Source organism: Pseudomonas sp. S150, assembly GCF_004526365.1.
In the GTDB taxonomy this organism is placed as follows: domain Bacteria; phylum Pseudomonadota; class Gammaproteobacteria; order Pseudomonadales; family Pseudomonadaceae; genus Aquipseudomonas; species Aquipseudomonas putida_A.
On the sequence record NZ_CP038207.1, the window covers coordinates 582,807 to 604,368 of the forward strand.

Below are 21,562 nucleotides of genomic sequence, written 5' to 3' on the forward strand. Positions count from 1 at the left end.
GATGAGCAGGACGCTCTGGATCAATGTTTTTGCATCGGATAAAGCTCAGCGCAAGTCCGTCGAACCACTGAGGGTCGGCGAACCTGCGTCGCAGCTTTTACCCTGACCCGGCCCTCGCGCAGGCACTCCCTGTACCCGTAGGTCACTCCGACCCTGCAACAGTCAGAACGTCCCGGCCCCTTGGTCATGCGCCGGCCCTCCTCGGGTAGGCGCAATAAAGGGCAGCGGGGCGCTGCCCTCATGTTCGAATCAATACCACTTCGGGTCTTTCTTCAGCGTTTCCATCAACAGGTTCTGCATACCCTCATCCGGTTTGCCGAGGAAGCGGTAGGTGGCATGTCGCGTTGGCGACTTGTCGGCCGGCAGTCCTTCGGGAACATCGACGAGCATGGCGTACGCGTCTTTCTTGTCGAAGCTGAAAGCCACGATCAAGCGGTGGTTGAGGCACTTGTCTGCGGATTCACAGAGCGGGCCGACCAGGTACTTGTCGCCGTCTTCAGTCACGGCATTCATCTGCTGGTCTGGCGTGCCGGACAGGTTCATCACCCATTCCGGCAGGCGCTCTTCGTGCTTCACAACGCCTTGCCAGGTTTCGCGGTATTGCGGGTCGGAGCTGAGCAGCTCGTTGACCCGCGCCTGGCCATCATTGGCCGCCATCGCCATGGCACTGCCGCCCATAAGCAGGGCGGCTGCCAGTGTCTTCAAAGCAATCATCGTTAACCTCGGCCGCGACGGCCAAAGAAGAAGGAAGCGATGAACATCACCAGGAACACGACAAAGAGAATCTTGGCGATACCCGTGGCGGTGCCCGCGATACCACCGAAGCCCAGTACGGCGGCGATGATGGCAATGATCAAGAATGTAATTGCCCAGCTCAACATGGTGATTCTCCTTACTTCTCTATTTAGGGATATTGCGTGTTCCGGCGCGATGCGCCTGAATTCTTCGGTTCGTCAGAAAACCCAGCGCTCTTCACGTGGCAGTTGATCCAGCGGCTGTGGCTGATCGACATCCATCATGCGCATCGAGGCGCTTTCGGCCTGACTGCTGCTGACGGCGCTGAAGTGCGTCTGCGTGCTGTGTTGAATAGAGATCAGCGGCTCAGGCTTCTGGCTGTTTTCCCAGCTCAGGTATTGCTGGCAGGCAATCAGGGTGATCAACAGTGCAAGTACGCCAAACAGGCCTTGCTGGATATGCAGTGGCGAGATACGCACTTGGGCGGCACGTTGGCGAGTCATCCTGGGTTCCTCACTCTTATTCGGTTAGGGCAGTGGAATCTGCCCGGGCTGAATGAGTTATTGCAGGCTGCATGCCAGTTTTTTATTTGAAAAATATTCAATAAAATCAATGGCTTGCGAGTGAGTGGAATTCAGCGACGGACGCATCCTGCACGATGGGTCATCTACGGTCGTGCGAAATGCATGATTATTTCGTAGGAGATTTCATTCTTATGGAATTGAGAGCACGTCCCGGATGTCAGAAAAGTACGCAGGGAACCCTCTGTAAATCGGTGATTGTTTAAAAACTCAACGAAATCAACGGATTGGCCGTCAAGGCAGGAGAGAGCTACCCTCCCATGGCTCGCATCGTTCAGAATCAACCATGCAACTTGCCCGATTTTTCCGGGACTAACCCAAGATCAATCACTATGGAGCGTAGGAAAAATGGAATCTGCCACTGAGCATCAAGGCCGCATTCTGCTGGTGGACGACGAGTCCGCCATCCTGCGAACCTTTCGTTACTGCCTCGAAGACGAAGGTTATACGGTGGCAACCGCCAACAGCGCGGCTCAGGCTGATGCACTGTTGCAACGCCAGGTATTCGACCTGTGCTTCCTTGATTTACGTCTGGGTGAAGACAACGGTCTCGATGTACTGGCGCAGATGCGCGTTCAGGCGCCATGGATGCGGGTGGTGATTGTCACCGCGCATTCGGCGGTCGATACCGCGGTGGACGCGATCCAGGCGGGTGCCGCCGACTATCTGGTCAAACCGTGCAGCCCTGACCAGTTGCGTCTGGCTACCGCCAAGCAGCTGGAAGTGCGCCAGCTCTCGGCGCGTCTGGAAGCCCTCGAAGGCGAGATCCGCAAACCCAAGGACGGCCTCGACTCCCACAGCCCGGCGATGAAAGTCGTGCTGGAAACTGCGCGGCAGGTTGCCGGTACCGACGCCAACATCCTTATCCTCGGCGAATCCGGCACGGGTAAAGGGGAACTGGCCCGGGCCATCCACGGCTGGAGCAAGCGCGAGAAGAAATCCTGCGTGACCATCAACTGCCCGTCCTTGACCGCAGAGTTGATGGAAAGCGAGCTGTTCGGTCACAGTCGCGGTGCGTTTACCGGCGCCAGCGAAAGTACGCTTGGTCGAGTCAATCAGGCGGACGGTGGCACGCTGTTTCTCGACGAGATCGGCGATTTTCCGCTGACTTTGCAACCCAAGTTGCTGCGTTTTATTCAGGACAAGGAATACGAGCGGGTAGGGGACCCAGTGACTCGCCGCGCCGATGTGCGGATTCTCGCCGCGACCAACCTCAACCTTGAAGACATGGTGCGCGACGGGCGCTTCCGTGAAGACCTGTTGTATCGCCTCAACGTGATCACCCTGCATCTGCCGCCATTGCGCGAACGTGCCGAGGACATCCTGACCCTGGCCGACCGCTTCCTCGCGCGCTTCGTCAAAGAGTACGCGCGTCCGGCCCGGGGCTTCAGTGACGAGGCGCGGGAGGCGCTGCTGGGTTATCGCTGGCCGGGCAATATCCGCGAGCTGCGCAACGTAGTGGAGCGGGCGAGCATCATCTGCCCGCAGGAACGCGTGGAAATCAGCCACCTCGGCATGGCCGAGCAGCCGGCGAACAACGCACCTCGAGTCGGCGCCGCGCTGAGCCTCGATGAACTGGAAAAAGCCCACATCGGCGCGGTGCTGGCGACGGCAGGCACGCTGGATCAGGCGGCGAAAACCCTCGGTATCGACGCGTCGACCCTGTATCGCAAGCGCAAGCAGTACAACCTGTGAGCGCCCGACGATGAAACTGGCGATGAAGTTGCGCACTCGCTTGTTCCTGAGCATTTCTGCGCTGATCACGGTCGCCTTGCTCGGGCTGTTGCTCGGGCTGGTCAGCGTGATGCAGATGGCCGGTACTCAGGAAGCAACGATCCGCAGCAACTTCGTGACCCTCGACCTGGGGCTCAAATTGCGCCAGACCCTCGGCGACCAGTTGGTGCTGATGCTGGCCGAAAAACCCGATCCCGCCGCGTTCGAAGCGTCAAAGCAGCATTACCTGCAATTGCTCGATGAAGGCATTTCGCAGGAGGCCGACGGCGATGGCCGCCAGTACGGGTTTACCCAGGCCAAGGCCGACTATCTGAGTTTTCTCCAGGCGTTCGAGCTGTCGCGTAATCCGGGCAATGTGCTCAGCGGCAACAGCGACCTCAGAGAACGCTTCAACATCTTGCGCAACGGTTTGATTGCCGAGCACAAGCACGCGCTGGACAACATCAACGCCGTGCAGCATGACGCCCGGGAAAGGGCGCTGCTGGTCTCCGGCCTGCTCGGGTTGGTGGGACTGGCGGTGCTGATCATCGGCTTTGTCACCGCGCATGCGATTGCCCGGCGTTTCGGCGCGCCGATCGAGGCGCTGGCGCAAGCGGCGGACAACATCGGCCAAGGCAATTTCGAGGTGACGCTGCCGATTTCCTCGGCGATGGAAATGAACCAGCTGACCAAGCGCTTCGGGCTGATGGCCGAGGCGCTGCGCGAGCATCAGGCGACCAACGTCGACGAGCTGCTGGCCGGTCAGCAACGCTTGCAAGCGGTGCTTGACGGTATCGACGATGGCTTGCTGATGATTGACCGCGAAGGGCATCTGGAGCACCTCAATCCAGTGGCCCAGCGCCAGTTGGGCTGGGACAGTGATCGACTCGGTCAGGGCTTGGGCACAGCGCTGGAGCGCCCGGAACTCGACGCGCAACTGCAACTGGTGTTGCGCGGCGGCACCCTTGAGCGTGCTCCGGAAGATTTGAGCATCGAGGTCGATGGCGAATCACGTCTGCTGACTTACAGCCTGACGCCGGTCAGCCACACCCAGGGGCATATTCTTGGCGCGGTGATGGTGCTGCATGACGTCACCGAGCAGCGCGCCTTCGAGCGCGTACGCAGCGAGTTTGTGCTGCGTGCTTCCCATGAGCTGCGCACGCCGGTCACCGGCATGCACATGGCGTTCGGGCTGTTTCGCGAGCGGGCGAAGTTTCCCCCGGAGTCACGCGAGGCGGACCTGCTCGACACGGTCAACGAAGAGATGCAGCGCCTGATGCAGTTGATCAACGACTTGCTCAATTTCTCGCGTTATCAGAACGGTTTACAGAAACTCACCCTGGCGCCGTGCTCCATCGAAGATTTGCTGACGCAGGCGCAATCGCGCTTCGCGGCTGCGGCGGCGGCCAAAGGCATTGCGTTGAACGTCGAAGTGCAGGGGCCGTTGCCGCGCCTGCAAGCCGATCAGGCGCAACTGGACCGGGTACTGGATAACTTGATCGATAACGCCCTGCGCCATACCGCCCGCGACGGGCAGATTCGCTTGCAGGCGCGTCGGCATGGCGAGCGGGTCATCATCAGCGTCGAGGACAACGGCGAAGGCATTGCCTACGGGCAGCAGGGGCGGATTTTTGAACCGTTCGTGCAGGTCGGGCGCAAAAAGGGCGGCGCCGGCCTTGGCCTGGCGCTGTGCAAGGAAATCGTCCAGTTGCATGGCGGGCGCATGGGCGTCTATTCGCGGCCGGGACAGGGCACGCAGTTCTACATGGCGCTGGCGGTCTAGGCTTCGTCATCCAGCCGGCGTCCGGCGAGGCGCCGTCCACGGGTGATCAGTTCAATGAACTGCACCGCACTCAAGGCCTGGGCGAAAAGCCAGCCCTGACCGAACTTGACCCCCTCGCTGCTGAGAAACACGGCTTGCGCTTCGTGCTCGATGCCCTCGGCAATCACCTTCAGATCCAGTGCCTGCGCCATGTGAATGATGTGCGGAGCAACGCCACTGCTCGCCGCGTCATGACCGAGTGCGTCGATGAAGGCCTTGTCGATTTTCAGGCAATCCACCGGCAGCGTCTGCAGATAGGCGAGGCTGCAATAACCGGTACCGAAATCGTCGATCAACACTTGATGGCCGACATCGCGCAAGGCTTGCAGGTTCTCCCGCGCCACCACCACATCGATCAGCCCGCGCTCGGTGACTTCGAAGGCAATCTGCCGCGCCGCAACCCGGTGCAGGGTCAACAGCCTGGCCATGACTTGACCGATGCGCGGCACCATCACGTCGCACGCCGCAAGGTTGACCGAGATGTACAGTTGCGGATTCGCGCGTAGCACCGGCCCCAATTGCTCCAGCAGCCGCTGCAGGACGAAATCGGTCATCTGCCGTATCTGCCCGGTGTTTTCTGCCAATGGAATGAACAGGTCGGGGCTGGTCAGGGTGCCGTCCGGGCGGCGCCAGCGCAGCAGGGCTTCGGCGCCCACGCAATTGCGGCTGTCGAGGTCGAAGATTGGTTGATACAGGACTTGCAGCTCGCCACGCCGAATCGCACCCTGCAGCTCGGCGTCCAGTGACTGGCGCTGACGCACCAGTAGAAACACGAAGAAACCGGCAAACGCCCCCAGCAGCAGGCAGGCCGGCACCATCCACCACCAGACGGTCGGGATGTGCATGCCACTGCGCGGGGTGATCAGCACCAATTGGTATTCCGGATTGTTGGTTGGCATGCGATAGATCAGCCGTGACTGGGTGACTTGCAGGGCCTCGCGGCTCTTCGGTGGCCAGACTTCGCTCGGTGGCCAGGTCTGGGCTGTGCCGAGCACCGGAATCGCTCGCCTTCCATGATCGAGTACCACCAGCAGGCTGCTGTCCGGTGGCAGGTCGACCATGTCGGTCAAATGCCCGCGCGATGTCGCCACGCGGAAGTTGCCGCGCCCGAGCATCAGCGCCGCGCGGTTTTCATCGGGTTCGGTGGTGGTGTTGAGCCAGTAGCTGTAAGTCGGGCCCTTGATGTCCGGCGCGCGGACGACCGACAGTCCCTCCTGCCGGGGGCGGTTGGAGCAGATCCGCGAGCCGTCCATGTAGGCCGCTTCATACACGAAGCGATAGTTGAACGTGACCTGTTGCAGGGTGGCGATCATTTCCTCATCGCAACTGCGCAACGGCTGCGCCTGGAGGTCGTCGAGACTTTCGCGCAATTGCCCGAACAGCTGCTCAAGGCGGGCCAGAAAACGCTCGCCCTGGGCGTTCATCTCCTGACTCTCGTTCTGCTCGATCTGGCGCATGGCGACGAACATTCCGCCGGCGATCAGCAGGCTTGCACTGAGGACAGCCGCGATCATCGCCAAAAACCACGGGCGATAAAACCAGCTACGCAGCGTCGCTCGGGTAGCAACCATCATGGAATATCCGAAGAATTACCAATGAGTTATAGCTGCTGATTGCGATTTCGCCCTGACCGTCGGGCGGGCGTCATTATTTTGTCTGATTGAGTACCAGCAACAACGCGGCTGTTTGCGCGTCCGGCATACCGTCGAAACGGGAAGGGCGGAAATGCATCTGGAACGCTGCGAGCACATGGCGCGTCGCTACATCCAGCTCGCCGGTTTGCGGGGTGTCGTAACCGACGCGCGCCAGTTGTTCCTGGAACCAGCTGATGCTCGGCAATTCGGCGTTGAACAGCACCTGCTGCCGCGCCACCGCTTGTTCATTAGGCCATACGCCCAGGCCTTCGGCGGCCAGGCGTTTCCATGGGAACAGTGGGCCGGGGTCGAGTTTGCGCAGGGGCGCGATGTCGCTGTGACCGATGATATGGCGCGGGCTGATGCCTTGGCGCTTGCTGATGTCCTTGAGCAGAACGATCAGCGACTGAATCTGCGCTTCGCTATAAGGGAACCACAGGCGCCCGGTCGGCGTGTCCTTGGAGCCCGGATTGACGATCTCGATACCGATCGAGCTGGAGTTGAGCCAGGTGCGGCCCTGCCACTGGCTTTCCCCGGCGTGCCAGGCGCGCTGGTTTTCATCCATCAGTTTGTAGATGGTGGCGCTCTTGTCGTCGCCGATCAGGTAGTGGCTGCTGACTTCGCCGTGGGTCAGCAGTTGCAGCGAACGCGCGAGCGACGCCGAGGTGTAATGCACGATCACGAACTGCACGCGGCTGTCGTGATTGGCCGAAGGATGGCTGGTGTCGTAACGCGGGCCGCTGGCACAACCGGCCAGAATGAGCAGCGACGCGAGAAGGGTAAAAAATTTCATGGCAAGAGGCAGTACACGCAAGACAGTAATGCAACAGTGTAACGTAATGCCTCGGGTCTCGACGGCCGGCGGGCTGAATTAAACAAAATGGAACAATTACTCAGCCCAGCTCGACCCGGTTGCGTCCGCCATTTTTCGCCCGGTAAAGCGCCTGATCGGCTCTTTTGAGCACCAGATCGCTGTGTTCTCCCGTTTTGAACGACGCCAGGCCCATGGAAATGGTGATCGTCACCCGTTCGCCCTTGAAGTGAAACGGGCAGGCTTCGATTGCCGCGCGCAGGCTTTCCAGCAGTTTGGCGCCCACCGCAGGCGTGGTCGCCGGCAGCAGCAGAACGAATTCCTCCCCACCAAAACGGGCAATGAAATCCGCTGCGCGCAGGCGTTTGCGCAGCACTGTGGCGATGATCTTCAGCACCTTGTCGCCGGCCAGATGGCCGTAGTTGTCGTTGATGCGCTTGAAATGATCGAGGTCGAGCATCGCCAGACTCAAGGTGTTGCCGTGTTGCTGCCACTGCTTGATCTCGTGTTCCAGGCGTTCGCTCCAGGCGGCGCGGTTGGGCAGGCCGGTCAGCGGATCGATCAGGGCTTTCTGCCGCTGTTCTTCCAGGTGTTCGCGAAAGCCCAGGGCTTCCTGCTCCATGTGCGCCACACGCTCGGCCAGACCCTTGAGGCGTGCCGCCACTTCCTGCTCGCGGGCATCGCGCTGTTTCTGGTGTTGATCCATGGTGCCGAGCAGGCCTTCCAGATGGTTCTCCAGCACTTGCTTGAGGTCATCCAGATCGGCCGCTTCCTGCATGCTGGTCTGCAAACCATCGACCTGCTCGCGGATCTGCGTGTCCATCGCCCGCGCCGCCGAGCTGTTGTCGGCGTGGCCTTCGCTGGCGGCCTGCAGGTTGCTCTGGAACGCTTCGAGGCGCTCGTTGAGTTGCTGCAGATAGGCTTCGAATTCGTGCTGGCCGCTGTCGGTGATCGCCAGCATCAAGGTCGCTAGATCGTCGAGAATCGGCAGCAGTTCGTACCAGTTCAGGCCATTTTTCAACCGGTCGCGCATCGCCTCAGCCTGCGGGCGATGGCGCTCGGGCAGGGTCAGGTCGTCGAGCAGCCCGATCAGCGTGTCTTCGATGTGTTTGGCCACTGAACTGTAAGACGGCTCCGGGGAATCGGGCAGGGCGTACAGAATGTCCTGCTCGGGTTGCTCCGGATCGATGGCGGCCAAAGCCTGGGCAATCGGTTCGGGTAGGGGCAGACTATCGAGGAGCAACGGTGCCGGGATGTCGCCCGGGTGGATCAACTCGTCGGGGTTGAACGCGGCAGCAGGTGCTGGCGCCGTGATCGGGGTGGTCGGCCGTTCGGCTTCAGGTTCGGCCGCTGGTACTGCAGGTGCAGCAACGGGTTCGCTGATCGGCTCGGCAGCAATGACCGGAGGCACGAACGCGAACACAGGTGATTCGGACTCGGGCTGCACTGCTGGCGTTTGCTTAAGCTCGGCCTCTGGTGGTTGCGCGATGGCCGCTACGGTGACGGGTGCTGCCGGAATCGGCTCGACCGCTGCGGTTGGCGCGGGTACCGGCTCAGATGCAGGTTCAGCGTTGGCCGGTGTCGGCGTCGGCGCCTGAGGCTGATCCGAAGACTCTGGCACCCCTTCACTGTCACGGCTGCCAAACAGGCGCTGCAAAAAGCCCGGGCGGTCCGGCTCGGGCGGTGTTTCCAGCTGGCTCAACGCCTTGCCCTGCAAACCGCTGAGCTCACTCAGCAGCAGCGGCATTTCCCGCGCCTGACCGACCCGGCTGTCGAGTTGCTTGGCGAATTTCTTCAGCGGCTGGGCGACTTCCCGGGGCAGCGGCAGCGCTTGTAGCTGGGTGACCAGCGCGGTAAGCGCGGTGCTGACCTGATCGATTCGGGTTTCGCGACGTTGCTCGGAATCGAGCACGGCTTTTTCCAGGCGCGGCAGCAGGGCGGCGAGGCCGGCGTCCAAGTCGTCGGTGCGCACCACGTCGCGCATCTCTTTCATGCACTGATCAACGACCTTGTCGGTGCCTTCAGCGGCCAGCGTGCTGCGCACCAGACCGCGGCGCAGCAAGTCGAGCCGGGCGGCCCAGCGACGTTCGAGCTTGTCCTGTTGTTCGATGCTTTTGAGGTACTTCTCTTTCCAGCGCTGGGCGTCGTCGCTCATTCAGGGGTTCCGCGAGGGGCAGGACTCAACGCGGGCAATGCATCGGCCGTGAGCGAACCCGGCAGACGAATCTCTACCGCGACCGGCAGGTGATCGGAAATGGGTTGGGCCAGCACTTCGACCTTTTCCAGGGTCAGGGTCGGGCTGAGCAAAATATGATCAAGGCATCGCTGTGGCCGCCAACTGGGAAAGGTGGCTTGCATCTGCGGGGCCAGCAGGCCGAGATCGCGTAACGGTGACTGTTGTAGCAGATCACTGGCATGGGTGTTCATGTCGCCCATCAATATCTGGTGCTTGTAGCCACTGATCAGGTCACGAATATAGGCCAGTTGCAGGCTGCGCACCCGTGCGCCGAGCGCCAGATGCATCATCACCACCACCAGCGCCTCCGGACCTTCGCCGAAGCGCAGCAGGATCGCGCCGCGACCTTTCGGGCCGGGCAGCGGATGATCTTCGATCGCCCACGGCTTCAGGCGACTGAGCACGCCATTGCTGTGCTGGGCCAGTCGGCCGAGGTTGCGATTGAGTTGTTGATACCAGTAGGGGAAGGCGCCGAGGTGGGCCAGGTGTTCGACTTGATTGACGTAGCCTGAGCGCAGACTGCCGCCATCGGCTTCCTGCAGGGCGACCAGATCGAAGTCGCCAAGCAGGTCACCGATCTTCTGCAGATTGCCTGAGCGTCCGGTGTGCGGCAGCAGGTGCTGCCAGCTGCGGGTCAGATAATGCCGATAGCGCTCGGTGCTGATGCCGACCTGGATATTGAAACTGAGCAAGCGCAGACGATGGTCTGCGGGCAGGCCCGTGGACTCCAGGTGATGCTCGTTGACCTGCGGATCATGCAGGCCAACGCTGCGTTCGGTGCCCCAGCGGCGCATGGCGGTTACCGCGCTTAGTTGGCGGCTGCCTTGTTGGCCGCTCGCTCTTTGGCGACCAGTTGATCAGCCAGTTTCAGGGCTTGCTCGGCACCACCGGCAGAGCCGATGTCGAAGCGGTACTTGCCGTTGACGATCATGGTTGGCACGCCAGTGATTTCATACTTCTTGGCCAGCTCACGCGCTTTGACGATCTGACCTTTGATCGCGAACGAGTCAAAGGTGGCGAGGAACTTGTCCTTGTCCACGCCTTGTGTGGCGAGGAAGTCAGCCATGTCGTTCTTGTCGGTCAGCTTCTTGTGTTGTTTCTGGATTGCTTCGAAAACCGCAGCGTGAACCTTGTGCTCGACGCCCATTGCTTCCAGGGTCAGGAACATTTGGCCGTGAGCGTCCCACGGGCCGCCGAACATGGCAGGAATGCGTACGAAGTTGACGTCGGACGGCAGTTTTTCAACCCAGGGATTGATCACCGGCTCAAACGCGTAGCAGTGCGGGCAGCCATACCAGAACAGCTCGACCACTTCGATCTTGCCAGGCTCTGCCACCGGTACCGGGTTGGCCAGCTCGACATAAGGGGCGGCCGGTGCTTCGGCGGCCTGGGCGGTCACGCCGAACAGGCTGGCAGCGACGAGAGCGGCGCTGATGATCAGATTACGCATGCTTTACTCCTGGACAATTTTGGTCGCCTCGCGCGACCTGTTTTCAGACAGATCCTGGCGGGCATGAGTTCTGTAGTGTAACGGCAGCGGCCACAAAAAAGGGCGGCCAAAGCCACCCTTTTTATACTTGCTGCGACGGATTAATCGAGCGTTAACGTTGCAGGAGATGTCCATCACCGTTAATGCTCGATTCAGGGCGGTTAGTGCAGGCCCTGGATGTAGCTGGAGACTGCGGCAATGTCTTCGTCGCTCAAGCGCTTGGCGATGGTCTGCATCGTCATGGTGTCGCCGTCGTTGTTGCGGCCGCCTTCTTCCTTACGGAAATCGGTCAGTTGCTTGGCGATGTATTGAGCGTGTTGACCACCCAGATGCGGGAAGCCAGCGGCGGCGTTGCCGGCGCCATTCGGCGAGTGGCAACCGGTGCAGGCTGGCAGCCCCTTGGCCAGATTACCGCCGCGGAACAAAGCTTCACCGCGAGCGACGATCTTCGGATCGGCTGCGCCGACGCTGCCTTTCTGGCTGGCGAAGTAGGCTGCGATGTCAGCCAGATCCTGGTCGCTCAGGTTGGTCAGCAGGCCGGTCATTTCCAGAACGGTGCGCTTGCCCGACTTGATGTCGTGCAGTTGCTTGGTCAGGTAGCGTTCACCCTGACCGGCCAGTTTCGGGAAGTTTGGCGCCATGCTGTTCCCGTCAGGGCCATGGCAGGCTCCGCAGACGGCAGCTTTCGCCTGGCCGGCGGCGGCATCACCGGCAGCATGGGCGAAGCCTGAAATTCCCACGGTCAACAGCAGACTCACGATCAATTTGTTCATCAGCTAATCCAACTACGGCTAAGGGTTAAGAGTTATGGACCGGGTTTACTCTCGCTCATCCAAAGGATGATGGCCTGGTAATCCTCGGCACTGCAGTCCATGCACAAACCACGCGGCGGCATCGCCTTGAAACCCTGGGTCACGTGTTGCACCAGCGTCTCCATACCTTTCGCCAACCTCGGCGTCCAAGCTGCCTGATCGCCTCTTTCGGGCGCCATGGGTAGTTGGCCGGAATGACAGGCACCACAAACACGGTTGTACACGGCTTCCGGTTCCTGTGTAGCCTGTGCGCCGCAAAGCGGTATCAGGACTCCGGCAGCCAGCAGCCATTTCGTCATAAAACGACCTTTTCAGGGTTGAGAGCGTTCTGCGTTCTGATGCGCAATCAAGGTCTTTGGCTCTCGTGAACTTCATCCTTCGCTGGGACAAAGCACACACAAAATCTGCGGCATTATATACTGGCGTCACTGAAACGGAAGCGACACCGCGTTCCGCGCCCAATCCCGGCGCCGCCCACATCGGAAATCCCATGCAACTCAAGAATCCCATCCTCGGCCTGTGCCAACAGTCCACGTTCATGCTCAGTGCCGCCAAAGTCGATCAATGCCCTGACGACGAAGGCTTCGAAGTGGCGTTCGCCGGTCGTTCCAACGCCGGTAAATCCAGCGCACTGAACACCCTGACTCACGCCAGTCTGGCGCGCACCTCGAAAACCCCGGGTCGCACACAGCTGTTGAACTTCTTCAAGCTAGACGATGAACGGCGTCTGGTCGACCTGCCGGGCTACGGTTATGCAAAAGTACCGATCCCGCTCAAGCAACACTGGCAGCGTCACCTCGAGGCGTACCTCGGTGGCCGGGAGAGTTTGAAGGGTTTGATTCTGATGATGGACATCCGTCATCCAATGACCGACTTCGACCTGCTGATGCTCGACTGGGCCGTTGCGGCCGGCATGCCGATGCATATTCTGCTGACCAAGGCCGACAAGCTGACGTACGGCGCCGCCAAGAACACGCTGCTGAAGGTGCAGGCGGAAATCCGCAAGGGCTGGGGCGATCTGGTGACGATCCAGCTGTTCTCGGCGCCAAAACGCATGGGCCTGGAAGAGGCCTACACTGTGTTGGCAGGCTGGATGGAACTGGCTGACAAGGGCGCCGAAGCGGCGACCGAGGCAGAATAAGGGAATATCAAAACTGTCTGTGGTGCTGCCAGGCAAGGCAAAAGTGCAACAAAAAAGCGGAGTTTAGGGGACCTAAATGAGCATTTTTTGTTGCGCTTTTAACGCAGCATGGCTGCGTCACAGGCAGTTTTGAGGCAAAAAAAGCCCCGGACTTCATATGGGGAGGGAGAAGTTCCGGGGTTCAAGTTCCGAACCGCTAGGGCGGGGTTCAGATATCTGCCAACACTTAACACAACATAGGAGCATCGAAGGGCTTCACCAGCCATTCAGTATCTCTGAGTAGTGAGTTGTCAGATTAGTTCAGATTTTTTTCAAAAAGCTTTGGAATAACCGCAAGCGCGTTTCGAAATAAGCGCTTTTCGGCCGTTTGCCGCGTCAGTGTGTCGCGGCAAACGCCCGACCTAGACGCCTCAGTGCGCCTCATCCCAGTTGTTGCCGACGCCGACTTCCACCAGCAACGGCACGTCCAGTTTCGCCGCTTCGCTCATGTGCAGGCGGATTTCCTGACTCACCTGATCGACCAGATCCTCGCGAACCTCCAGTACCAGTTCGTCGTGCACCTGCAGGATGACTCTGGCGTCCAGCCCGGACGATGCCAGCCAGTTATCCACCGCCACCATGGCTTTCTTGATGATGTCGGCGGCGGTGCCTTGCATCGGCGCGTTGATCGCCGTGCGTTCGGCGGCAGCGCGTTCCTGCGGCTTGTTGGAGTTGATTTCCGGCAGGTACAGACGACGACCGAAGAAGGTCTCTACATAGCCTTGGTCGGCGGCCTGCTTGCGGGTGCGCTCCATGTATTCGCGCACACCCGGATAACGGGCGAAGTAGGTGTCGATGTAGGCCTTGGCGGTCTTGGTGTCGACGCCGATGTCCTTGCCGAGTTTCTGCGCGCCCATGCCGTAGATCAGGCCGAAGTTGATCGCCTTGGCGCCACGGCGCTGGTCGGACGTCACTTCGCTCAGCTCGACCTTGAATACTTCAGCGGCGGTCGCGGTGTGCACGTCCAGGTTGTTGCGGAAGGCGTTCATCAGGCCTTCGTCTTTGGACAGGTGGGCCATGATCCGCAGCTCGATCTGCGAATAGTCTGCCGCCAGCAGTTTGTAGCCTTTGGGCGCGACGAACGCCTGACGGATGCGGCGGCCTTCAGCGGTACGCACCGGAATGTTCTGCAGGTTCGGATCGCTGGAGGACAGGCGTCCGGTAGAAGCCACGGCCTGGTGGTACGAGGTGTGGATACGCCCGGTGCGCGGGTTGATCTGCTCCGGCAGCCGATCGGTGTAGGTGCTTTTCAGTTTGCTCATGGAACGGTGTTCCATCAGCACTTTTGGCAAGCGGTGATCGTCCTCGGCCAGTTTCGCCAGCACTTCCTCGGCGGTCGATGGCTGGCCCTTGGCGGTTTTCTTCAGCACCGGCAGTCCGAGCTTTTCGTAGAGGATCACGCCCAGCTGCTTTGGCGAGCCGAGGTTGAATTCTTCACCGGCAATTTCGAAGGCTTCTCGCTCCAGCGCGACCATCTTGTTGCCCAGCTCAATGCTCTGGATGCCGAGCAGTTCGGCATCGACGAACGCGCCCTGACGCTCGATGCGCGCCAGCACCGGCACCAGCGGGATTTCGATGTCGGTCAGCACGCTGGCCAGGCTCGGGATTGCGCTGAGTTTTTCAAACAGGGTCTGATGCAGACGCAGGGTGATGTCGGCATCTTCGGCTGCGTATGGGCCGGCCTGCTCCAGAGCGATCTGGTCGAAGGTCAGCTGCTTGGCGCCTTTGCCGGCGATGTCCTGGAAGCTCACGGTGGTGTGATCCAGGTACTTCTGCGCGAGGCTGTCCATGTCGTGGCGGGTCGCGGTGGAATTGAGCACGTAGGACTCAAGCATGGTGTCGAAAGCGATGCCGCGCACGGTGATGCCTTCGTTCTGATCACCGCCGATGGCGCAGTTGGCCAGAATGTTCATGTCGAACTTGGCGTGCTGGCCGACCTTGAGTTTGTTCGGGTCTTCCAGAATCGGCTTCAACGCACGCAGCACGGTGTCGCGATCCAGCTGCTCGGGCACGCCGATGTAGGAGTGGGTCAGCGGAATGTACGCGGCTTCGTTGGCTTGCACCGCGAACGAAAGGCCGACCAGTTGCGCCTGTTGCGCGTCGATGCCGGTGGTTTCGGTGTCGAAAGCGAACAGCTTGGCGTTGTTCAGTTTCTCCAGCCAGACGTCGAAACGCGCCTGATCAAGGATGGTTTCATACGCTGCTTCGGTTGGAGCGGCAGGGGCTTCTTCTGCGGGGGCGCTGAACAGATCGCCAGCCGGCGCAGGTTCGGCGGCCGCGCTCAGTTCCTGGCGCTTGGCGTCACGATCGAGGTCGTTCAGCCAGCTCTTGAATTCCAGCAAGGTGTACAGCTCGTAGAGCTTGGCCGGGTCTTCCGCGCCCATCTGCAGGTCATCGAGGCCGATGTCCAGCGGCACGTCGACCTTGATGGTCGCCAGTTGATAGGAGAGGAAAGCCATCTCCTTGTGCTCTTCGAGCTTGGCCGGCAGGGTTTTCGCGCCGCGAATCGGCAGGGTCGGGACGATGTCGAGATTCGCGTACAGCTCGGTCAGGCCGCCGTTGACGCCGACCAGCAGGCCGGAGGCGGTCTTTGGACCGATGCCGGGAACGCCCGGAATGTTGTCGGAAGAATCGCCCATCAGCGCTAGATAATCGATGATCTGCTCGGGTGCGACGCCGAATTTCTCCTTCACGCCCTCCACGTCCATCGAGCTACCGGACATGGTGTTGACCAAGGTAATGTGGCCATCGACCAGTTGCGCCATGTCCTTGTCGCCGGTGGAGATGATCACCGGGCGATCCGCCGCCGCGCTGCTGCGTGCCAGGGTGCCGATCACGTCGTCAGCCTCGACGCCTTCCACGCACAGCAGCGGGAAGCCGAGGGCGATCACGCTCTGGTGCAGCGGCTCGATCTGCACGCGCATGTCGTCGGGCATGCTCGGGCGGTTGGCCTTGTATTCGGCGTACATCTCATCGCGAAACGTCCCGCCCTTGGCATCGAAGACCACGGCGAACGGGCTGTCCGGGTACTGCTTGCGCAGACTCTTGAGCATGTTCAGCACACCTTTGACCGCGCCGGTCGGCAGGCCTTTGGAGGTGGTCAGCGGTGGCAGGGCGTGGAAAGCGCGGTACAGGTAAGACGAACCGTCCACCAGGACGAGGGGGGCTTGGCTCATGAGCAGAATCAACCTTTTCGGCGGGCCCGGCGCTAGAATAGCGGGACCGTTGACGACAAAGGGACAAGGTTATCATGCGTACGTTAAATCGCTTGCTGCTGGTCGGTTTGATTGCTGCCTCACCGCTGGCCGCGATCGCGGCGGATGATGCGCCGTCGGCAGATCCGGAAGTCACCATCCACACCGAGGGTGACAAAACCATTCAGGAGTACCGGCAGAACGGCTTCCTGTACGCGATCAAGGTTACCCAGAAAGGATTCCCGCCCTATTTTCTGGTGCGTGCGGACGGTACCGATGCAAACTTCATCCGCTCGGATCAGCCGGATATGCTGATTCCGTCGTGGAAGATTTTCGAATGGAAGTAGTCTCTTAAATTAATCGGCGCCGCTGTGCTGGCGGCGCCCGAACTGAGCAGTTTTTAACCATGTCTGTGTTCACCCCCCTGGCTCGGCCCGAGCTGGAAACCTTTCTCGCCCCTTACGGGCTCGGCCGTCTGCTTGATTTCCAGGGGATCGCCGCCGGCAGCGAAAACACCAATTTCTTTATCAGCCTGGAGCAGGGCGAATTCGTCCTGACCCTGGTCGAGCGCGGCCCGGTGCAGGAAATGCCGTTCTTCATCGACCTGCTCGACGTGCTGCACGAGGCCGATCTGCCGGTGCCCTACGCGCTGCGTACCACTGACGGCGTGGCCCTGCGTGAACTGAAGGGTAAACCGGCATTGCTCCAGCCGCGCCTGTCCGGTAAGCACATCAAGGTTGCCAACGCCCAGCATTGCGCGCAGGTTGGCGAGTTGCAGGCGCATCTGCACCTGGCGACCCAGGGCGAGCGCATGATCAAGCGCAAGACCGATCGCGGCCTGGACTGGATGCTGGAGGAGGGCACGGAGTTTCTCTCGCATCTGGCGGACGAGCCGCGTGTGCTGCTGCGCAAGGCGCTGGATGAAATCACTGTGCAGAAAGAAAGAATTCTCGCGCTGCCACGGGCGAACATTCATGCCGACCTGTTCCGTGATAACGCGATGTTCGAAGGCACGCACCTGACCGGCTTGATCGACTTCTACAACGCCTGCTCGGGACCAATGCTCTATGACGTGGCGATTGCTTTGAACGACTGGTGTTCGGATGAGGATGGCTTGATTGACGGGCCGCGTGCCCGCGCATTCCTCGGTGCCTATGCGGCGCTGCGTCCGTTCACGGCCGCTGAAGCGGAGCTGTGGCCGACCCTGCTGCGCGTGGCGTGTGTGCGGTTCTGGCTGTCGCGGTTGATCGCCGCCGAGCAGTTTGCCGGGCAGGACGTGCTGATTCACGATCCGCGGGAGTTCGAGCAGCGCTTGGCGCAGCGGCAGCAGGTCAACACCCCTCTACCGTTCGCGCTTTAAATTGTGGCGAGCGAGCTTGCTCGCGCTGGGTTGCGAAGCGGCCCCAAAATTCTGGCAGTCAGCCATATTTTGTGAGTGCTGCGCACTCAAGCGGGAGCAAGCTCCCTCGCCACGGGTCTTGTGGGGTTACAACGATTCCAGGCACCCGGCCAGATCGTTGCCCAACTTCTCCAGCACCTGCTCATACCCCTGAGCTGTCGCCGGCGTATAGCCGCCCAGCGCATCCAGCTCCGCCAGCTTCACCGGCAGGCCTGCCACCAGGGTTTCCGCCAGGCGCGGACGCAGCGGGGGTTCACTGAACACGCAGGTCTTGCCGACTTCCTGCAGGCGTTTGCGCATTGCCGCCACATGCTGCGCGCCGGGCTGCACTTCCGCTGCCACACTGAATACCCCGGTGTGCTTCAGGCCGTAAGCGTCTTCGAAGTAATCGAACGCTTCGTGGAACACGAAGTACGGTTTGCCCTCGACATCAGCCATGCGCTTCTTCAAGCGTGCATCCAGTGCGTCGAGGCGCTCATCGAAAGCCTTGGCGTTGCTCTGATAGCGTTCGGCGTTGGCCGGATCGGCTGCGCTGAGGTCGGCAGCCATTTTCTCGGCAATGACCCGAGCATTGACCGGCGATAGCCACAAATGCGCGTCCAGGGTGCCCGGGCGGTGATCGTGATCATGCTCGTCGGCGTCTTCGGCGTGGGAGTGGCTGTCTTCGGCAAAGCGGCGCAACTTCATGCCCGGCAGGTCCTGCACGGCGACGCTCGGCAGCGTACGACCGTTCAGCACGCGCGGCAGGAAACCTTCCATGTCCGGGCCGATCCAGTACAGCAGATCCACCGATTGCACCTTCCGTACGTCGGACGGACGCAGGGCGTAATTGTGCGGCGAGGCACCCGGTGGCAGCAGCACTTCCGGAATGGCGATCCCGTCCTGCACCGCCGCGGCAATCAACTGCAGCGGTTTGATGCTGGTGAGAACCCTGACCTCGGCCTGAGCCGAACCGATCAGCAGAAAACTGGCGATAAACGCCACAAAAACAGAAAAAAGTCGGGACACGATGACCACTCAAGGAGGCGAGAACGGGTAACATAATAACGTCTCTATCAAAACGCGTCGCCGCCCATGCCTATTACACCGATTGCCAGCCGTCCCCACGACCACTCTCATTGCGTGCACAGCGCACTGACCGAGGCCGATACCTTGTGCGCCCAGAAAGGCCTGCGCCTGACTGCGTTGCGCCGGCGGGTGCTGGAACTGGTGTGGCAGAGCCACAAGCCGCTGGGCGCCTACGACATTCTGGCGGTGCTCAGCGAGCAGGACGGCCGCCGCGCCGCGCCGCCGACCGTGTACCGCGCGCTGGATTTCCTCCTGGAAAATGGCCTGGTGCACCGCATTTCTTCGCTCAACGCCTTTGTCGGTTGCGTGCATCCGGAACATGCGCATCAGGGCCAGTTCCTGATCTGCCGCGACTGCCACGCCGCCATTGAGCTGGAACAGAAAGCTATCAGCGACGCGATCATCAATAGCGCCAGGGATGTCGGTTTCATCGTCGAAGCGCAGACCGTCGAAGTGGTCGGCCTGTGCTCCGGTTGCCAGGGGGCTTGATGAGCAACCCGTTGATCCGTCTTGAGCAGGTTGCCGTCACGTTTGCCGGGCAGACCGTGCTGGACAACATCGAGCTGAGTGTCGAACCGGGGCAGATCGTCACCCTGATCGGCCCCAACGGCGCCGGCAAGACCACACTGGTGCGCGCCGTGCTTGGCCTGCTGAAGCCTGACAGCGGCAGTGTCTGGCGCAAGCCGAAACTGCGCGTCGGCTACATGCCGCAAAAGCTGCACGTCGATCCGACCTTGCCGCTGTCGGTACTGCGCTTCCTGCGCCTGGTGCCCGGCGTAGACCGTCCGCGTGCATTGGCGGCGCTCAAGGAAGTCGGCGCCGAACACGTCATCGACAGCCCGGTGCAAAGTGTTTCCGGTGGCGAAATGCAGCGCGTGCTGCTGGCCCGGGCGCTGCTGCGCGAGCCGGAGCTGTTGGTGCTGGATGAGCCGGTGCAGGGCGTCGATGTCGCCGGGCAGGCCGAGCTGTACAGCCTGATCACCCGCCTGCGTGACCGTCACGGTTGCGGCGTGCTGATGGTGTCCCACGATCTGCATCTGGTGATGAGTACTACCGATCAGGTGGTATGTCTGAATCGCCATGTCTGCTGCTCCGGGCACCCCGAGCAGGTCAGCGGCGATCCGGCGTTCGTCGAACTGTTCGGCAAGAATGCGCCGAGCCTGGCGATCTATCACCACCATCACGACCACGCCCACGACCTGCACGGTTCGGTGGTCAAGGCGCCCGGTGCGGGCCACACCCACGTTCACGGAGACCACTGCAAGCATGGCTGATTTTCTGTTGTATGCCCTGCTTGCAGGTCTGGCGCTGGCGCTGGTGGCCGGGCCATTGGGTTCGTTCGTGGTCTGGCGGCGCATGGCCTACTTCGGCGACACCCTGTCCCACGCTGCGCTGCTCGGCGTGGCCCTGGGCTTTCTGCTGGATGTCAGCCCGACCGTTGCGGTGACCGTCGGCTGCCTGCTGCTGGCGGTGCTGCTGGTGACCTTGCAACAGCGTCAGCCGCTGGCCTCCGACACGCTGTTGGGAATTCTCGCGCCGAGCACGCTCTCTCTCGGGCTGGTGGTACTAAGCTTCATGCATGAAGTGCGGATCGACCTGATGGCCTATCTGTTCGGCGACCTGCTGGCGATCAGCCCGACCGATCTGGCGTGGATCCTCGGCGGCAGCGCGGCGGTGCTGGTGTTGCTGGTGACGCTGTGGCGGCCGCTGCTGGCGATCACCGTGCATGAGGAATTGGCCAAGGTCGAAGGCCTGCCGGTGGCGGGCCTGCGCATGGCGCTGATGCTGTTGATTGCGGTGGTGATCGCGGTGGCGATGAAAATCGTCGGTGTGTTGCTGATTACTTCGCTGCTGATCATTCCGGCGGCTGCGGCACAACGTCACGCCCGCTCGCCGGAGCAGATGGCCGTGGGCGCGAGCCTGCTGGGCATGCTCGCCGTATGTGGCGGGCTGGCGTTGTCATGGTTCAAGGACACCCCGGCGGGGCCGTCGATCGTTGTGACGGCGGCCGCACTGTTTCTGCTGAGTTTTGTTCTGCCCCGTCGAGGGGTGTAGACTTGCTCGCTTTTTGCGCAATTAGAGAGTCGCAGGAATGAAGCCGTTCGCCTCCCGTTATCTGCTCCTTGTCGCATTTTCCGTGCTGCTGGGCGCCTGCCAAAGTACGCCGCCGGTGGCTGAAGCCCCCGACGCGCGGGCCACGGCCATCGCACAGCTGGAGCAAAGCCTGGCCAGCAGCGAACTGGCCACCGCCGAAGACCAACTGGCCGCCTTGCAGGCACAAACCCCCAACGATCAGTCCCTGGAGCAATACCAGCGCCAGTTGGCTGAGGCCTACCTGCGCCGCAGCCAGATCGTATTGCAAAAGGGTGATGTGAACGCCGCAGCCACTGCGCTGAGCCGTGCCCGTGCCCTGATGCCGAAAGCCCCGGCGCTGACCGGTGGCGTCAATGGTGCCATCACCGAAGCGCGCAAAGCCGAGCTGGAGAAAGCCGAAGCGGCGCTGCTGGCGGCCGAAGCCAAGCCGAAAGCCAAGGTCATCGATCCGACTGCCGAAAGCACCACGGTGGCGCTGAACATTAACGATAGCCGCAAGCTTCGCCGGCAACTCGACGCGATCGCCGCCGATGTGGTGAATTATGAGTGTGCCGTGAGCATTCAGGCGCCGCGCACCCAGGATTACCCTTGGCTGGCGACTCTGCTGAGCAAGCGGGTGAAGAAACTGAATCCGGATTTCGAGTTGCGCATCGAGAAGCAGATTCTGCGCACGGTGCCGGCGCAGATGGTCTTGAGCCCGCGTAAACCTTAAAAGCTTCGCGAGCAAGCCCGCTCCCACAGGTACAGCGTGAACCCTGTGGGAGCGGGCTTGCTCGCGAAAGCGTCCTCTCAGC

Annotated in this window: 21 protein-coding genes; 9 read left to right on the forward strand and 12 right to left on the reverse strand. The window is 61.2% G+C overall.

The genetic code is table 11. The features are described 5' to 3' along the window. Nucleotides 1–249: 249 nt before the first annotated feature. The 3 genes from E3Z29_RS02765 to E3Z29_RS02775 all read right to left on the reverse strand — a co-directional run bounded on the left by E3Z29_RS02765 (nucleotide 250) and on the right by E3Z29_RS02775 (nucleotide 1,238). Nucleotides 250–714 carry an inhibitor of vertebrate lysozyme family protein gene (locus E3Z29_RS02765; RefSeq protein ID WP_096797612.1) on the reverse strand — a complete coding sequence of 155 codons (465 nt, stop codon included), beginning with the start codon at nucleotides 712–714 and terminating at the stop codon, nucleotides 250–252. Between the two features lie 2 nt (nucleotides 715–716). Beyond that, on the reverse strand, nucleotides 717–881 hold the full coding sequence (locus E3Z29_RS02770) for a DUF1328 domain-containing protein (protein ID WP_003177151.1): 165 nt from the start codon (nucleotides 879–881) through the stop codon (nucleotides 717–719). 72 nt (nucleotides 882–953) lie between these two features. Next, nucleotides 954–1,238: a hypothetical protein gene (locus E3Z29_RS02775; protein ID WP_047297449.1), complete on the reverse strand. Its 285-nt coding sequence runs from the start codon at nucleotides 1,236–1,238 to the stop codon at nucleotides 954–956. Nucleotides 1,239–1,664: 426 nt separating this feature from the next. Between E3Z29_RS02775 and algB the strand changes: the two genes are divergently transcribed. Both algB and E3Z29_RS02785 read left to right on the forward strand, forming a co-directional pair. Next, the gene (gene algB / locus E3Z29_RS02780; protein ID WP_027610247.1) at nucleotides 1,665–3,011 is read left to right on the forward strand and encodes a sigma-54-dependent response regulator transcription factor AlgB; all 1,347 of its coding nucleotides are present in this window, start codon (nucleotides 1,665–1,667) and stop codon (nucleotides 3,009–3,011) included. 10 nt (nucleotides 3,012–3,021) lie between these two features. Further along, nucleotides 3,022–4,812, forward strand: coding sequence for a KinB sensor domain-containing domain (locus tag E3Z29_RS02785; protein WP_098966460.1), 1,791 nt, complete (start codon nucleotides 3,022–3,024; stop codon nucleotides 4,810–4,812). Here E3Z29_RS02785 and E3Z29_RS02790 read toward each other — a convergent pair. From E3Z29_RS02790 to E3Z29_RS02820, 7 genes are all read right to left on the reverse strand, one after another. Beyond that, nucleotides 4,809–6,422, reverse strand: coding sequence for an EAL domain-containing protein (locus tag E3Z29_RS02790; RefSeq protein ID WP_372241213.1), 1,614 nt, complete (start codon nucleotides 6,420–6,422; stop codon nucleotides 4,809–4,811). The genes E3Z29_RS02785 and E3Z29_RS02790 overlap by 4 nt on opposite strands. Nucleotides 6,423–6,498: 76 nt before the next feature. Further along, nucleotides 6,499–7,278 (reverse strand): N-acetylmuramoyl-L-alanine amidase, encoded by a 780-nt coding sequence (locus E3Z29_RS02795; protein ID WP_134785085.1) that lies wholly within the window; start codon nucleotides 7,276–7,278, stop codon nucleotides 6,499–6,501. A 100-nt stretch (nucleotides 7,279–7,378) separates the two neighbouring features. Continuing rightward, on the reverse strand, nucleotides 7,379–9,451 hold the full coding sequence (locus E3Z29_RS02800; RefSeq protein WP_134785086.1) for a diguanylate cyclase: 2,073 nt from the start codon (nucleotides 9,449–9,451) through the stop codon (nucleotides 7,379–7,381). After that, a complete protein-coding gene (locus tag E3Z29_RS02805; protein WP_027610242.1) occupies nucleotides 9,448–10,326 on the reverse strand; it encodes an endonuclease/exonuclease/phosphatase family protein in 879 nt (292 codons plus the stop codon). Before E3Z29_RS02805 ends, E3Z29_RS02800 begins: the two co-directional genes overlap by 4 nt. Before the next feature lie 14 nt (nucleotides 10,327–10,340). Then, complete coding sequence (locus E3Z29_RS02810; protein ID WP_027610241.1) at nucleotides 10,341–10,982, reverse strand: thiol:disulfide interchange protein DsbA/DsbL; 642 nt, start codon at nucleotides 10,980–10,982, stop codon at nucleotides 10,341–10,343. Between the two features lie 200 nt (nucleotides 10,983–11,182). After that, a complete protein-coding gene (locus tag E3Z29_RS02815) occupies nucleotides 11,183–11,794 on the reverse strand; it encodes a cytochrome c (protein WP_016986443.1) in 612 nt (203 codons plus the stop codon). 32 nt (nucleotides 11,795–11,826) lie between these two features. Continuing rightward, nucleotides 11,827–12,132, reverse strand: a complete 306-nt coding sequence (locus E3Z29_RS02820; protein WP_041073683.1) for a cytochrome c5 family protein — start codon at nucleotides 12,130–12,132, stop codon at nucleotides 11,827–11,829. A gap of 191 nt (nucleotides 12,133–12,323) precedes the next feature. On the opposite strand from E3Z29_RS02820, the gene yihA reads away from it, so the two are divergent. After that, nucleotides 12,324–12,974, forward strand: coding sequence for a ribosome biogenesis GTP-binding protein YihA/YsxC (gene yihA, locus E3Z29_RS02825; RefSeq protein WP_007962753.1), 651 nt, complete (start codon nucleotides 12,324–12,326; stop codon nucleotides 12,972–12,974). Nucleotides 12,975–13,384: 410 nt separating this feature from the next. Here yihA and polA read toward each other — a convergent pair whose 3' ends face one another. Then, nucleotides 13,385–16,189: a DNA polymerase I gene (polA, locus tag E3Z29_RS02830; RefSeq protein ID WP_134785087.1), complete on the reverse strand. Its 2,805-nt coding sequence runs from the start codon at nucleotides 16,187–16,189 to the stop codon at nucleotides 13,385–13,387. Between the two features lie 74 nt (nucleotides 16,190–16,263). Here polA and E3Z29_RS02835 point away from each other — a divergent pair, with 74 nt between their 5' ends. After that, complete coding sequence (locus E3Z29_RS02835; RefSeq protein ID WP_134785088.1) at nucleotides 16,264–16,554, forward strand: DUF2782 domain-containing protein; 291 nt, start codon at nucleotides 16,264–16,266, stop codon at nucleotides 16,552–16,554. A 59-nt stretch (nucleotides 16,555–16,613) separates the two neighbouring features. Next, complete coding sequence (locus tag E3Z29_RS02840; RefSeq protein WP_134785089.1) at nucleotides 16,614–17,567, forward strand: homoserine kinase; 954 nt, start codon at nucleotides 16,614–16,616, stop codon at nucleotides 17,565–17,567. Between the two features lie 126 nt (nucleotides 17,568–17,693). Here the strand turns inward: E3Z29_RS02840 and E3Z29_RS02845 are convergent, their stop codons facing one another. Next, nucleotides 17,694–18,614: a zinc ABC transporter substrate-binding protein gene (locus tag E3Z29_RS02845; protein WP_134785090.1), complete on the reverse strand. Its 921-nt coding sequence runs from the start codon at nucleotides 18,612–18,614 to the stop codon at nucleotides 17,694–17,696. 66 nt (nucleotides 18,615–18,680) lie between these two features. On the opposite strand from E3Z29_RS02845, the gene E3Z29_RS02850 reads away from it, so the two are divergent. The 4 genes from E3Z29_RS02850 to E3Z29_RS02865 are packed head-to-tail and all read left to right on the forward strand — an operon-like array spanning nucleotide 18,681 to nucleotide 21,480. Beyond that, a complete protein-coding gene (locus E3Z29_RS02850; protein ID WP_098966472.1) occupies nucleotides 18,681–19,163 on the forward strand; it encodes a Fur family transcriptional regulator in 483 nt (160 codons plus the stop codon). Next, entirely contained in the window at nucleotides 19,163–19,948 is a 786-nt protein-coding gene (gene znuC, locus E3Z29_RS02855; RefSeq protein WP_027610233.1) for a zinc ABC transporter ATP-binding protein ZnuC, read from the forward strand. Before E3Z29_RS02850 ends, znuC begins: the two co-directional genes overlap by 1 nt. Beyond that, entirely contained in the window at nucleotides 19,941–20,729 is a 789-nt protein-coding gene (gene znuB, locus E3Z29_RS02860) for a zinc ABC transporter permease subunit ZnuB (RefSeq protein ID WP_008081222.1), read from the forward strand. The genes znuC and znuB overlap by 8 nt, the downstream gene beginning before the upstream one ends. 37 nt (nucleotides 20,730–20,766) lie before the next feature. After that, nucleotides 20,767–21,480, forward strand: a complete 714-nt coding sequence (locus E3Z29_RS02865; protein WP_098966478.1) for a PA5502 family lipoprotein — start codon at nucleotides 20,767–20,769, stop codon at nucleotides 21,478–21,480. Nucleotides 21,481–21,562: the final 82 nt, after the last annotated feature.

Bases quoted from the DNA above. Each gene is read 5' to 3' on its own strand.
- E3Z29_RS02810 (WP_027610241.1), bottom strand. From the start codon at position 10,982: ATGCGTAATCTGATCATCAGCGCCGCTCTCGTCGCTGCCAGCCTGTTC.
- E3Z29_RS02840 (WP_134785089.1), top strand. From the start codon at position 16,614: ATGTCTGTGTTCACCCCCCTGGCTCGGCCCGAGCTGGAAACCTTTCTC.
- E3Z29_RS02835 (WP_134785088.1), top strand. From the start codon at position 16,264: ATGCGTACGTTAAATCGCTTGCTGCTGGTCGGTTTGATTGCTGCCTCA.
- E3Z29_RS02865 (WP_098966478.1), top strand. From the start codon at position 20,767: ATGAAGCCGTTCGCCTCCCGTTATCTGCTCCTTGTCGCATTTTCCGTG.
- algB (WP_027610247.1), top strand. From the start codon at position 1,665: ATGGAATCTGCCACTGAGCATCAAGGCCGCATTCTGCTGGTGGACGAC.
- E3Z29_RS02815 (WP_016986443.1), bottom strand. From the start codon at position 11,794: ATGAACAAATTGATCGTGAGTCTGCTGTTGACCGTGGGAATTTCAGGC.
- E3Z29_RS02800 (WP_134785086.1), bottom strand. From the start codon at position 9,451: ATGAGCGACGACGCCCAGCGCTGGAAAGAGAAGTACCTCAAAAGCATC.
- E3Z29_RS02850 (WP_098966472.1), top strand. From the start codon at position 18,681: ATGCCTATTACACCGATTGCCAGCCGTCCCCACGACCACTCTCATTGC.
- E3Z29_RS02770 (WP_003177151.1), bottom strand. From the start codon at position 881: ATGTTGAGCTGGGCAATTACATTCTTGATCATTGCCATCATCGCCGCC.
- E3Z29_RS02795 (WP_134785085.1), bottom strand. From the start codon at position 7,278: ATGAAATTTTTTACCCTTCTCGCGTCGCTGCTCATTCTGGCCGGTTGT.
- znuB (WP_008081222.1), top strand. From the start codon at position 19,941: ATGGCTGATTTTCTGTTGTATGCCCTGCTTGCAGGTCTGGCGCTGGCG.
- polA (WP_134785087.1), bottom strand. From the start codon at position 16,189: ATGAGCCAAGCCCCCCTCGTCCTGGTGGACGGTTCGTCTTACCTGTAC.
- E3Z29_RS02790 (WP_372241213.1), bottom strand. From the start codon at position 6,422: ATGGTTGCTACCCGAGCGACGCTGCGTAGCTGGTTTTATCGCCCGTGG.
- E3Z29_RS02775 (WP_047297449.1), bottom strand. From the start codon at position 1,238: ATGACTCGCCAACGTGCCGCCCAAGTGCGTATCTCGCCACTGCATATC.
- E3Z29_RS02785 (WP_098966460.1), top strand. From the start codon at position 3,022: ATGAAACTGGCGATGAAGTTGCGCACTCGCTTGTTCCTGAGCATTTCT.
- E3Z29_RS02805 (WP_027610242.1), bottom strand. From the start codon at position 10,326: ATGCGCCGCTGGGGCACCGAACGCAGCGTTGGCCTGCATGATCCGCAG.
- E3Z29_RS02820 (WP_041073683.1), bottom strand. From the start codon at position 12,132: ATGACGAAATGGCTGCTGGCTGCCGGAGTCCTGATACCGCTTTGCGGC.
- znuC (WP_027610233.1), top strand. From the start codon at position 19,163: ATGAGCAACCCGTTGATCCGTCTTGAGCAGGTTGCCGTCACGTTTGCC.
- E3Z29_RS02765 (WP_096797612.1), bottom strand. From the start codon at position 714: ATGATTGCTTTGAAGACACTGGCAGCCGCCCTGCTTATGGGCGGCAGT.
- yihA (WP_007962753.1), top strand. From the start codon at position 12,324: ATGCAACTCAAGAATCCCATCCTCGGCCTGTGCCAACAGTCCACGTTC.